The following is a 12,623-nucleotide window of genomic DNA, read 5'->3' as shown; positions in this document are numbered from 1 at the left end:
CTATCCTCATCGGAAGCTATCTAATTAAAATTTGAAATAGTTTTCAGCATTGTCATGGCAAATGTTTTTTATCATACGGGTCAGTATGTCTTTATTATCAGGGACTTCGCCACGTTCAACCCATCCACCGATAAGATTGCAAAGAATACGGCGGAAATAATCGTGCCGGGTGTAGGACACCAGGCTACGTGAATCTGTCAGCATGCCGACAAAATTCATCAGCAGTCCCTGATCGGCCAGAGAATTAAGCTGGCTTTCCATTCCGCGACGGGTATCGTTAAACCACCAGCCTGAACCAAACTGAATCGGCGACTTAACCCCTTCCTCTGCGGACTGAAAGTTGGCCACGGTGGTCGCCACAATATCGTTATAGACAGGGTTAAGGTTATAAAGGATGGTTTTAGGCAGGGCATTCTGTTGAGCCATCGCATCCAGTAAGTGATTAAGACTGGAGGCGAGATTGACTTGATCGTTAATCGAGTCGAAGCCGGTGTTAATGCCCAGGGCTTCACGCATTTTGCTATTATTATTGCGGATCGCGCCAAAATGAATCTGCATTGCCCAGCGGCGTTTTTTATACTGTTTCGCCAGCAGGATAAACATCGCGCTGCTGAGAATGGCATGATCATTTACGCTTAGCGTATCGCCATTGAGTTTCTTCGCGAAGAGGCTCGCTACCTGCGCTTTCTCGGCTGGCACATAATTAATTTCCAGCGGCCCATGATCGGAAATACGGCATCCCGCGTCATGAAAGAAATCAATTCGCTGAGCAATCGCCGCCTCGAAATCATCAAGGGACGAAATCTGTTTGTCGGTCAGTTCCGCGAGCTTTGCAATAAAGGCTGACCAGGTTGCGGGATTTTCATCGAACATTTCATCCGGACGGAACGTCGGCAATACTCTAAAGGTCAGCGTATTATCGTTGGCTAATAGCCGATGATAGTGTAATGAGTCCAGCGGTGAGTCGGTGGTACAAATGACCTCGACACCGGAGCGAGAAATTAACGCCCGCGGCTTAAATTCATCTTCCTGTAAGCGACGATTACACGTCTCCATCACCTCGCGCCAGTTATGGCTATCCAGGATTTTGTCGCAGGCAAAATAAAAATTCAGTTCCAGATGCGTCCAGTGATAGAGCGGATTGCCAAAGCAAGATTCCACCGTTTGCGCCCAGGCCTGAAATTTTTCCTCGTCCGAAGCGTCTCCGGTAATCAGGGCTTCGCTGACCCCATTAGCCCGCATGGCTCGCCATTTATAGTGGTCGCCCGCAAGCCACAGTTGGGTGATATTATCAAAGGTCTTGTTTTCATAAATTTCTTTGGCATCGAGATGGCAGTGGTAATCAATAATCGGCAGATGCTTAGCAACCTGTTGATAAAGTTTGAGGCCAGGCTCGTTCGTGATCATAAAGCGATCGTTAATAAAACTCATAGTATTCTCCATACCTCTCTGAATAGTAAATAAACAGTCGGGTAATGCTGAATGAAAGGCACTACGTGCACAGTGCCCTTTAGTTTCAAATATAATGACGGGCGTTCGTCGCCTTTACCGCTTCCTGAATTTCAGCGGCATCTTCAGCGATACTTAAATCGCGATCTTTAACCTCAGGCATCATCCACGCAGAAACGAAGCCAATTAACGAATAGATGATAAGCATGGCGACAATAGGTAACCATGACCCCGTCACGTTACAGAAAACCCCTGCCAGTACCGGGCCAAACCCGACGGCAACCAAACCACCCGCTTCTTTCGAAATGGCCATCCGGGTAAAGCGGTTTCGCGAACCAAATATTTCTGCCATGGTAATATTTTCCAGCGCAAAGAGTCCCAGTACCGCGAAGTTATGAATCACAATAAGCGCCAGCATAATTACGCCGGGGCTATACGTTTTATCCACAATGATAGCCAGCATGGGATATGCCAGAACAATGGCGGAAATATTTAACAAAATATAGGGTAAGCGGCGGCCAACTTTATCCGACAACCAGCCTAATAAAGGAATCGTCAGGAAACCTAACACTGAACTGATCATCAGCGCATCGGTGGGAATACTCTTATCAAACAGCAACGTTTGCACCAGATAACCGGCCAGAAACGTCTGGATCAGACCCGAATTTCCGGCCTGACCAAAACGAAGCCCGGTTGCCAGCCAGAAGGATTTGCTTTTAAACATTGCGCCCAATGTTGTCTGCTGCGACTGAGCGTTAACCAGAGAACGTTCGGCATCATTCACTTTTTCGAATACCGGACTTTCTTTCAGGTTCAGACGTAGCCAGATGGCAAATATCATCACCACCACGCTCGCCAGAAATGGCACTCGCCAGCCCCAGGCTAATAATTCCTCACGGTCGAGAAAGAAAAACATTGCCGCCCAGATGGCTGTGGCGCTTAATGTTCCGCAGTTGGTTCCCATCGCCACTAATGAAGAGATGATGCCGCGTTTGCCTTTTGGGGCATACTCCGCGAGCATAGTACCGGCACCCGATATTTCTGCACCGGCCCCCAGCCCCTGAATAATCCGCAAGGTGACTAATAATACAGGCGCAAAAATACCAATCTGCGCATAGGTTGGCAGCACACCGATGAGCGTAGTACAGATACCCATCATCGTGATGGTAATAAACAGTACCTTTTTGCGGCCAATGGTATCGCCCATTTTGCCAAAAATAAACGCACCAATAATTCGCGCAATATAGCCTGCGCCATATGTCCCCATTGCAAGAATAAGCGCCATCGCTGCCGATTGTTCCGGGAAGAATATTTCATGGAAGACCAGTGCTGCACCCAAAGAGTAAAGCTGGAAGTCCATAAACTCCAGCGCTGTTCCTAACCAGCCGGATAAAGCGGCCCGAACTAAATCCTTAGTGCTTCTTTCATGTTTAATTTGCGTCATATTGGCATCTCAAAAGGTAAGGTGCGTACCACTAGCCCGCATTGATATAATCATTAAGCAAACGTAAGTAATACCTTGCAGCACCGCTGCTGATCTTTCTCGAAAACGTTAATAGCATCAACGACATGATGATAATCAAAAGTATGCGTAATAAGTTTTTCCGGATCGATAAGACCCTGGGTTAACCAGTCGATGACCACAGGAAATTTATGCGCATTTAACCGCGAAGAAAAAATAGAGATTTCTTTTCCGGTAATACCCTGCTGGATAATTTCAGCAGGCTCGCTGGAGAATCCCATAATGACAATCCGTGCCGCTGGCGAAGCCAGTGAAATAGCTTCCTGCAAAATGGAGGGATGACACGCGGCATCGACAATCAGCGTGGGTTGTATTCCCTTTTCCGCCAGTTGCGCCGCCAGAGAGTGCTCACGATTGTTAATAACCCAGTCAGCACCACTCTTCTTCGCCATCGTGAGGCGTTCATCAATACGATCGACAACGATGACCTGGCTGACGTTATAAACCCCTTTCAGTACCTGAACGGTGGTCAGTCCCATCGGCCCGGCACCGTAAACCAGCGCAATATCCTTTGTGCCGGGGTTGACCTGACCGGTCACATTCGCGGCGATAGTGAAAGGTTCGACCATCACCGCGTGCCGGTCGGAAATGGCGTCGGGAATGGCAAACGCATTTTTGGCTGGCACCACGGCGTATTCACTGAATCCGCCGTCGCGGTGAACACCTAATACTACCAGCGAGGTACAAACATTAGGTTTCCCGACCGAGCACGGATAACACTGACCGCAGCTAATGACCGGATCGACGGAGACGCGTTGTCCCAGGCGCGACGGTTCAATCCCTTCACCTACCGCATCAATAATGCCAAAGAACTCATGCCCGATGACCCGCGGGTATTTTGCAAACGGATTATGGCCACGATAAATATGGCTATCTGAACCGCATATTCCGGCCAGTTTAATCCGCACCCGCACCTCTCCGGCGGCGGGCGTCGGCAGCGGACGATCCTCAATGACTAAATCATTGGGCTGTTTAACAACGATGCTTTTCATATTTTGCTCCGTTACCAGTTCCACAATGTGCCGTCTTCCAGTCGGGCGACTGGCAAATAAGCAGGGTCGTAGGGGTATTTCGCCGCCAGCTTTTCATCAAACTCAATGCCCAGTCCGGGTTTATCGCCAGGGTGCATATAGCCGTTATCGAACGTCCAGTTATGCGGGAAGACCTCCAGCATTTGCTCCGAATAGCCCATATATTCCTGAACGCCAAAATTCGGTACCCACAAATCGAAATGCAGGGCGGCGGCCATACAGACCGGTGAGAGATCGGAAGGACCGTGGGAGCCGGTGCGCACCTGATATAAAGAGGCAAAATCAGCAATGCGGCGCATCCCGGTGATGCCACCCGCGTGGGTTATGGTGGTGCGGATATAATCAATAAGCTGCTCTTCAATCAGCTGCTTGCAATCCCAGATACTGTTGAAGACTTCGCCTACCGCGACCGGCGTCACCGTATGCTGGCGGATCAGACGGAAACACTCCTGATTCTCCGCCGGGGTCGGGTCTTCCATCCAGAACAGGCGATAGTCTTCGATGCTTTTACCGAAGCGGGCGGCTTCAATCGGCGTCAGGCGATGGTGCATGTCGTGAAGCAGATGCTCATTGAAGCCAAATTTTTCGCGCACGGCCGCAAACAGTTTTGGGGTAAAATCGAGGTACTTTTCCGTGGACCACAGCTGCTCTTCCGGCCACTGGCCTTTTGTCGCCGGCTCGTAAGCCAGCCCTTTTCCTTTCGACATGCCGTAAGTGGTTTTCATGCCCGGCACACCACACTGAACGCGAATGGCTTTAAAGCCCATCTCCTTGTGGCGAGCATAATCTTCCAGCACATCATCCAGCGAATGACCGGTGGTGTGGCAATAGACCATCACGCCTTCGCGCGAGGCACCGCCGAGCAACTGGTAAAGCGGCATGTTGGCTGCTTTCGCTTTAATATCCCACAGCGCCATATCTACGGCGGAGATCGCCGACATGGTGACCGGACCACGACGCCAGTAAGCCCCTTTATAAAAGAATTGCCAGATATCTTCGATGCGATGGGCATCGCGGCCAATCAGTTGCGGGCACAGATGGTCTTTCAGATAGGACGCGACAGACAGTTCACGACCATTCAGCGTGGCATCGCCCAGACCTGTAATGCCATCGTCGGTGGTAATTTTCAGCGTAACGAAGTTACGTCCAGGGCAGGTAACGAAGACTTCAGCGCCAACAATTTTCATTTGTATCCCTTACATCGCAGTATGTGATGCCGGGAATTTACTCACCTGAGCTACTACCATACAAGTATTAAGATCAAAAAAGCGGCCACCGATCACAAAAAAAGGCGCTCAGGCGCGCCCCCATCCTGCAATGATAATCAACATGCCGCACAGAGCGATTAAGGCCCCCGCCCAGTCATAAACGCTGAGTTTTACGCCATCCACCACCCGCAGCCAGATCAGCGCAGTACAGACGTACACCCCGCCATAAGCCGCATAAACGCGTCCGCTTGCCGCCGGGTGAAGGGTCAATAGCCAGACAAACATCGCCAGCGCCAGACCTGCCGGGATCAGCAATAATGGCGTGGCCCCTCGCTTCAGCCACAGCCAGGGAAGAAAGCAGCCGATGATTTCACACAGCGCGGTGACAAAAAAAAGAAGGGTTGTTTTTAACATGTGCCCATTTCAGTGAGGTGCGGTTGAACCATCATACGACATAATCAGTTGAGCATATTCATACACTCTCTGTGGGTAGGCGACTTGTGAGAGATAGAGTAGAATCTGCACTATATTATTTCGTGTACTGACAGAGGGAATCTCAATGAAAATGACACTGAGCAAACGCCTGGGTCTGACCGCCATGCTGGCGCTGGCCGCCGTGGTGTATACCGCTTCCGGCACGGTATATGCCGAAACCAGCAAGCTGGTGATTGAGTCGGGTAACAGCGCCCAGAGCCGACAAAATGCCGCTATGGACAAAGAGCAGTGGGACGATACGCGCACGATGCGCCAGAAGATCAATAAGCGTGCCGAGAAAGAGTGGGATAAAGCCGATGTGGCCTTTGATGCCGAGGATAAATGCCATCAGAGCGCCAACGTGAACGCCTACTGGGAGTCGAATACGCTGCGCTGTCTCGATCGCCGTACCGGTCGCGTCGTTACGCCATAAGTTTCCATTGTTAACAATGACAAGAAAGGAATTCTGATGACCGACGTCATTAAACTCCGCCCTCTTGAGCGTGAAGATTTGCGCTTTGTCCACCAGCTCGACAATAACGCCAGCGTGATGCGCTACTGGTTTGAAGAGCCTTACGAGGCGTTTGTCGAGCTGTCCGATCTCTATGACAAGCACATACACGATCAAAGCGAACGTCGTTTCGTCGTTGAATGCAATGGCGATAACGTGGGTCTGGTTGAACTGGTAGAGATAAACCACGTTCACCGCCGGGCCGAGTTCCAGATTATTATTTCGCCTGAACATCAGGGTAAAGGGCTGGCTTCGCGTGCGGCAAAGCTGGCGATGGATTATGGCTTCACTGTATTAAATCTCTATAAGCTCTATCTGATCGTCGATAAAGAAAATGAGAAAGCGATCCATATCTATCGCAAGCTCGGATTCAGAATTGAGGGCGAGTTGATCCATGAATTTTTTATTAATGGTGAGTATCGCAACACCATCCGCATGTGCATATTCCAGCAGGAGTATCTGGAAAACCACAAGCCATCCGGCCAGACGCTGTTAAAACCGACCGCGCAGTAAGTTGTGCGGTCGGCTTAATAATATTGCATGGTGTATTTAATCGTATAGTGCGTCTCTACCGCAGGAGAGGCGCTTTCATCGGTGAGCAGTAATTTGCAGCTTACCGGGTTGTCGTGACTATCGTAGTCGCAGGATTGTTTCGCCCGGGTCAACGGCTTGTCGTTCAACAAACTTACCGCGGTATAATCCATTTTTTTGCGCGGATCGGTTGATGGTTTGATTTCATCTTTAAGACGTTTATCTTTTGCTTCAGAGATTTTACCCAGCGGATAGCCTTCGTTGTCGTACTGATACTGTATCTGAACCTCGCGCCCTTTCGCCGCAGTAATAAATCCCTTGTCATTTGTTTCCCAGGAGAGCCCTGCGGCAGGCAGTTCCGCCAGCTGGCATTTGCCCTGAGTGCGGAGTTTTTTCTCATGCGTCTGCGCATCCAGATAATAATTCGCATCAAGGATCAACGCCACGCCGGAGTCGTTTGCCACGTCATGCAGCTCCAGCACATCAAAGCATCCCTCTTTGGACATGGAGGCAGAAACGCGTTTCGCGACCTCGCCCTTCTCATCTACCAGGGTCTGGCTGAACTCTTTGACGGGTCCGCGCAAGGGGTCAAAGTCGAATTCGCTGGAGAAGCCCGCCATCTCCGGGGTAAATGCCACCGGGGCGGCCGGTTCGTCACAGCCTGCCAGCAGAGCGGCGAAGGGGATTAAAATCAGTAATTTGTTCACGTTATCTACCTGAGTCAGGACCTTTCTCAATTATAATAGCAAATACAGACGTTTACACTGTCTGTGCTATGCTTTAGCGTAAATCCTGAGATTAGGAGATGATGATATGAAAACTTCTCGTTGGTTAATCGCCCTGCTTATCGCGGGTTCCGCCCCGGCGCTGGCCGCCCCGGATTCCTGTGAACGGGTGAAGAGCGATATTCAGCAAAAAATCATTAACAATGGCGTACCAGAAGCCGGTTTTACGCTTGCCATCGTGCCTAACGATCAGACTGACCAGCCTGATTCGCAGGTCGTAGGCCATTGTGCCAATGATACGTATAAAATTCTCTATACCCGCACCAGCAGCGGCAACTATCCCGTAAGCGGCAATGCGACTCAGGACGGACAACCTGCTGAGCCACAGTAAATGAGTTCAATCTTAGTTATGGCGTTTAATATTGTGAGCCAGGTCGATTAAACGCCACCTTTTTTTTCCTTAATGCCCCCCCGTTTGACCCGTGATAATAATCCGTACTCCCGAAGAGGTAGCATTGCCCATCATTAGGCCGGTATTAATTTCGGCCGGTAATATTTTTATTACGATAACTATGATGGAGCAATTATGTCCAATGTCGAAAACCCCGGTGGGATCAGCCGACGAACCCTTGTTAAATCAACGGCAATAGGTTCGCTGGCGCTGGCTGCCGGAAGTTTTTCTCTACCTTTTGGGTTCAAAACCGCTGCGGCGGCCGTGCAACAGGCTACTCAGCCCTCGGATAAAGTGGTGTGGGGTGCTTGTTCCGTCAACTGTGGCAGCCGCTGTGCGTTACGCCTGCATGTTCGTGATGACGAAGTATATTGGGTTGAAACCGATAATACCGGTCACGATGTTTATGGCGATCACCAGGTACGGGCCTGTTTACGCGGGCGTTCTATTCGTCGGCGGATTAATCACCCCGACCGTCTGAATTATCCAATGAAACGGGTCGGTAAACGCGGTGAGGGTAAATTTGAGCGCATAAGCTGGGATGAGGCGCTGGACACCATCAGTCAAAGCCTAAAAGCGTGGTGGAGAAATACGGTAACGAAGCCGTTTATATTAATTACTCCTCCGGCATTGTGGGGGGCAATATTACCCGCTCCTCGCCTTACGCTTCCCTGGTGGCCCGGCTGATGAACTGCTACGGCGGGTTTCTGAGCCATTATGGCACCTATTCTACCGCGCAAATTGCCTGCGCGATGCCGTATACCTACGGCTCGAATGAGGGCAACAGCACCTCTGATATTGAAAACTCAAAGCTGGTGGTGATGTTCGGTAATAACCCTGCCGAAACCCGTATGAGCGGCGGCGGGATCACCTGGTTTCTGGAGCAGGCACGCGAGCGCTCAAATGCCAAAATGATTGTTATCGACCCGCGCTATACTGACACGGCCGCCGGGCGAGAAGATGAGTGGATCCCTATCCGTCCCGGCACGGATGCTGCGCTGGTCGCCGGGCTGGCCTGGGTACTCATCAATGAAAATCTGGTCGATCAGGATTTTCTCGATCAATACTGCGTTGGCTATGATGAAAAAACGCTGCCAGAAGGCGCGCCGGCCAACAGCCATTATAAAGCGTATATTCTCGGTAACGGCGAAGACGGCATTGCGAAAACGCCTGACTGGGCAGCGCATATTACCGGTATTCCCGCCGAGCGGATTGTTAAACTGGCACGAGAAATCGGCTCTGCTAAACCCGCTTATATCTGTCAGGGCTGGGGGCCTCAGCGTCAGGCCAACGGCGAATTAACCTCGCGGGCTATCGCGATGCTGCCGATCCTGACCGGCAACGTGGGAATTAGCGGCGGCAACAGCGGTGCACGCGAATCAACGTATACCATTACCATCGAGCGCATGCCGCTGCCGGATAACCCGGTCAAAACGCAAATCTCCTGCTTTAGCTGGACCGATGCTATCGCCCGTGGCCCGGAAATGACCGCTACCCGTGACGGCGTGCGCGGAAAAGATAAGCTCGACGTGCCCATTAAGTTCATCTGGAACTACGCGGGCAACACCATTACCAATCAGCATTCCGATATCAATAAAACTCACGATATTTTGCAGGATGAGAGCAAGTGCGAAACCATCGTTGTTATTGATAATTTTATGACCTCCTCGGCAAAATACGCCGATATCCTGCTACCGGATCTGATGACCGTTGAACAGGAAGATATTATTCCTAACGATTATGCCGGGAATATGGGGTATTTAATTTTTATCCAGCCGGCGACCGCACCTAAATTTGAACGCCGCCCGATTTACTGGATGATGAGCGAGGTGGCGAAGCGGCTGGGTTCAGATATTTACCAGCGCTTTACTGAAGGTCGCACTCAGGAAGAGTGGCTCAAATACCTTTACGCTAAAATGCTGGAAAAAGATCCCCTTCTGCCTTCCTATGACGAACTGAAAAAAATGGGGATTTATAAACGTAAAGACCCGGCCGGGCATTTCATTGCCTATAAAAAATTCCGCGACGATCCCGTTGCTAATCCCCTCAAAACGCCGTCTGGCAAAATTGAAATCTACTCCAGCCGCCTGGCAGAGATCGCGACCCACTGGGAGCTGGAAAAAGATGAGGTGATAAGCCCCCTGCCCGTATATGCCTCCACGTTCGAAGGCTGGGACGATCCGCAGCGGAATACGTTCCCGCTCCAGCTTTTTGGCTTCCACTACAAAGCGCGTACCCACTCCAGCTACGGCAACATTGATGTTCTGAAAAGCGCCTGCCGCCAGGAGGTGTGGATCAATCCGCTTGATGCGCAGAAGCGTGGGATTGCCAATGGCGACACGGTTCGCGTGTTTAATGCGCGCGGCGAAGTGCGCATTGCCGCTAAAGTGACGCCGCGCATTATGCCGGGGGTTAGCGCGATGGGCCAGGGAGCATGGCACGATGCAGATATGGCCGGCGACAGAGTCGATCATGGCTCCTGCATGAATACGCTCACCACTCACCGTCCTTCGCCGCTGGCGAAAGGTAATCCTCAGCATACCAATCTGGTTGAAATCGAGAAGGTTTAAGGAGCCGCAATGACTACTCAATACGGATTTTATATCGATTCCAGCCGCTGCACCGGATGCAAAACCTGCGAACTGGCCTGTAAAGATTATAAGGATCTCACTCCGGACGTGAGTTTCCGCCGAATTTACGAATATGCCGGCGGTGACTGGCAGGAAGATAACGGCGTCTGGCAGCAAAACGTGTTTGCCTATTACCTGTCGATTGCCTGCAACCACTGCGACGATCCGGCGTGTACCAAAGTGTGTCCGAGCGGCGCAATGCACAAACGTGAGGATGGCTTCGTGATCGTTGATGAAGATATCTGCATCGGTTGCCGCTACTGCCATATGGCGTGCCCTTACGGCGCGCCGCAGTATAACGCCGCGAAAGGCCATATGACCAAATGCGACGGCTGCCACGACCGCGTGATGAACGAGGGGAAAAAACCGATTTGCGTTGAGTCCTGCCCGCTGCGGGCGCTGGATTTTGCGCCAATAGCAGAGCTGCGGGAAAAATACGGCGAGCTGGCGGCGGTTGCGCCATTGCCGGGAGCGCACTTCACCCGACCGAATATCGTGATAAAACCTAACGCCAACAGCCGTTCATGTGGGGATACCACTGGTTACCTGGCAAACCCGGAGGAGGTCTGAAATGGGAAACGGATGGCATGAATGGCCGCTGGTGTTATTTACGGTGCTCGGTCAGTGCGTGGTGGGCGGACTGATTGTCACGGGGCTGGGCTGGATGGCGTCTTCTGGCGATCGCGCCAGTCAGCAGCGGATTGTCCGCAGCATGTTTTTTCTCTGGCTGGTAATGGGCATTGCTTTTCTGGCCTCGGTAATGCACCTTGGCTCGCCGCTGCGGGCATTTAATTCGCTGAATCGGATAGGTAGCTCCGCGCTGAGTAACGAAATCGCCAGCGGCTCGCTATTTTTTGCTGTGGGCGGCCTCGGGTGGCTGGTGGCCGTTATCGGTAAAATGCCTGCGCTGGCGGGTAAAATCTGGCTGGTGATCAGCATGGTGCTGGGGGTCATTTTCATCTGGGCCATGACCCGCGTGTATCAGATTGAGACGGTGCCGACCTGGTATACCGGCTACACCACGGCAACTTTCTTCCTGACCGCATTGTTGGGTGGCCCTGTTTTTGGCGCATTGCTGCTACGTATGGCTCGAATTCCGTTCAAAGGAACCGCGTTTGCCTCGCTTAGCATTGTCGCCTTACTGGTCAGTGCTGCGGTTATGCTATTACAGGGCGCACAAATTGGCGCGGTACAGAGTTCCGTGCAGCAGGCCAGTGCGCTAGTGCCGGATTATGCCGCAATGCAAATCTGCCGTCTGGTTTTACTCGCCGCAGGGCTGGGCTGCTGGCTTTGTCCGTTAATCCGCCGTCAATCGCCGCACGTTATCAGCTTATTAGCCGGCTTTATACTGGTTGTCGTCGGTGAAGTGCTGGGACGGGTGATTTTTTATGGTCTGCATATGACCGCAGGCATGGCGGTTGCCGGATAAGTAACAGGCGCAGGTGATACTGCGCCTTTCAAGGAAACAGAGAATGAATGAATTACACGAGTGCGGATCGTTTGCTTTTACAGCTCGCGTGCTGGGCGCACTCTTTTACTACCCGCCGGATACGCCTGATGTTGCCGCCCTGGCCGACGCCTTTGTCAGCGGTGAATGGGCTGAGCAGTGGCCTCTTCCAGCGGAAACACTGGAGCCGCTGGTTAATACCTTCAGTCAAAAAAGCGACGAGTCACTGCCTGAGGCTTTTCAGCGCCTTTTTGTCGGCCCGTGGACGCTGCCCGCGCCGCCGTGGGGGTCTGTCTGGCTGGATCGGGAAAGCGTGTTATTCGGCGATTCAACGCTGGCGCTGCGACAATGGATGCGCGAGAACGACATTGCCTTCGAAAGCCAACAAAATGAACCTGAAGATCATTTTGGCACGCTGCTGCTGTTGGGAGCCTGGCTCAGTGAAAATGGCCGCCATACCGAGTGGGAACAGCTTCTGGCCTGGCATCTGCTACCGTGGGCAGGACGTTTCCTGACGCTTTTCAGTGAGCATGCTGCACATCCCTTTTATCAGGCGCTCGGTCAGCTAGCACAACTCACGCTGGCACAATGGCAGGATCGGTTATTAATTCCGATCGCCCAAAAGCCGCTTTATCGCTAATCGT

Annotated in this window: 12 protein-coding genes and 1 pseudogene; 7 read left to right on the top strand and 6 right to left on the bottom strand. The window is 51.7% G+C overall.

The window, feature by feature from the left end:
- Window positions 1-24 precede the first annotated feature (24 nt).
- The 5 genes from uxaC to INT84_RS05320 all read right to left on the bottom strand — a co-directional run bounded on the left by uxaC (window position 25) and on the right by INT84_RS05320 (window position 5,624).
- On the bottom strand, window positions 25-1,431 hold the full coding sequence (gene uxaC, locus INT84_RS05340) for a glucuronate isomerase (protein ID WP_194205913.1): 1,407 nt from the start codon (window positions 1,429-1,431) through the stop codon (window positions 25-27).
- Window positions 1,432-1,516: 85 nt separating this feature from the next.
- Window positions 1,517-2,893 (bottom strand): MFS transporter, encoded by a 1,377-nt coding sequence (locus tag INT84_RS05335; RefSeq protein WP_194205912.1) that lies wholly within the window; start codon window positions 2,891-2,893, stop codon window positions 1,517-1,519.
- A 53-nt stretch (window positions 2,894-2,946) separates the two neighbouring features.
- Entirely contained in the window at window positions 2,947-3,963 is a 1,017-nt protein-coding gene (locus INT84_RS05330) for a Zn-dependent oxidoreductase (RefSeq protein ID WP_194205911.1), read from the bottom strand.
- Window positions 3,964-3,974: 11 nt separating this feature from the next.
- Window positions 3,975-5,189, bottom strand: a complete 1,215-nt coding sequence (gene rspA, locus INT84_RS05325; RefSeq protein ID WP_176920784.1) for a starvation-sensing protein RspA — start codon at window positions 5,187-5,189, stop codon at window positions 3,975-3,977.
- 108 nt (window positions 5,190-5,297) lie between these two features.
- On the bottom strand, window positions 5,298-5,624 hold the full coding sequence (locus tag INT84_RS05320; RefSeq protein WP_176920785.1) for a YnfA family protein: 327 nt from the start codon (window positions 5,622-5,624) through the stop codon (window positions 5,298-5,300).
- A gap of 145 nt (window positions 5,625-5,769) precedes the next feature.
- Here INT84_RS05320 and INT84_RS05315 point away from each other — a divergent pair, with 145 nt between their 5' ends.
- On the top strand, window positions 5,770-6,117 hold the full coding sequence (locus tag INT84_RS05315; protein WP_194205910.1) for a DUF1283 family protein: 348 nt from the start codon (window positions 5,770-5,772) through the stop codon (window positions 6,115-6,117).
- 36 nt (window positions 6,118-6,153) lie between these two features.
- A complete protein-coding gene (gene speG, locus INT84_RS05310) occupies window positions 6,154-6,708 on the top strand; it encodes a spermidine N1-acetyltransferase (protein ID WP_176920787.1) in 555 nt (184 codons plus the stop codon).
- A 14-nt stretch (window positions 6,709-6,722) separates the two neighbouring features.
- On the opposite strand, the gene INT84_RS05305 is transcribed toward speG, so the two are convergent.
- Complete coding sequence (locus INT84_RS05305) at window positions 6,723-7,433, bottom strand: YnfC family lipoprotein (protein ID WP_194205909.1); 711 nt, start codon at window positions 7,431-7,433, stop codon at window positions 6,723-6,725.
- A gap of 106 nt (window positions 7,434-7,539) precedes the next feature.
- Between INT84_RS05305 and INT84_RS05300 the strand changes: the two genes are divergently transcribed.
- The 5 genes and pseudogenes from INT84_RS05300 to dmsD all read left to right on the top strand — a co-directional run bounded on the left by INT84_RS05300 (window position 7,540) and on the right by dmsD (window position 12,619).
- A complete protein-coding gene (locus INT84_RS05300; protein WP_194205908.1) occupies window positions 7,540-7,842 on the top strand; it encodes a DUF1161 domain-containing protein in 303 nt (100 codons plus the stop codon).
- A gap of 195 nt (window positions 7,843-8,037) precedes the next feature.
- Window positions 8,038-10,472 (top strand): annotated as a pseudogene (gene ynfE / locus INT84_RS05295) (selenate/tellurate reductase subunit YnfE).
- Window positions 10,473-10,481: 9 nt separating this feature from the next.
- The gene (locus INT84_RS05290) at window positions 10,482-11,102 is read left to right on the top strand and encodes a DMSO/selenate family reductase complex B subunit (protein WP_176920791.1); all 621 of its coding nucleotides are present in this window, start codon (window positions 10,482-10,484) and stop codon (window positions 11,100-11,102) included.
- A 1-nt stretch (window position 11,103) separates the two neighbouring features.
- Window positions 11,104-11,961 carry a dimethyl sulfoxide reductase anchor subunit family protein gene (locus INT84_RS05285; RefSeq protein WP_194205907.1) on the top strand — a complete coding sequence of 286 codons (858 nt, stop codon included), beginning with the start codon at window positions 11,104-11,106 and terminating at the stop codon, window positions 11,959-11,961.
- A gap of 43 nt (window positions 11,962-12,004) precedes the next feature.
- On the top strand, window positions 12,005-12,619 hold the full coding sequence (gene dmsD, locus INT84_RS05280) for a Tat proofreading chaperone DmsD (RefSeq protein WP_194205906.1): 615 nt from the start codon (window positions 12,005-12,007) through the stop codon (window positions 12,617-12,619).
- The last annotated feature ends 4 nt before the right edge of the window (window positions 12,620-12,623 follow it).

Origin of the sequence: Superficieibacter sp. 1612_C1 (assembly GCF_015234305.1) — a bacterium.
Classification (GTDB): Bacteria; Pseudomonadota; Gammaproteobacteria; order Enterobacterales; family Enterobacteriaceae; genus Superficieibacter.
Note: the sequence above shows the minus strand (reverse complement) of the source record. Positions and strands in the feature narration are given on the sequence as shown.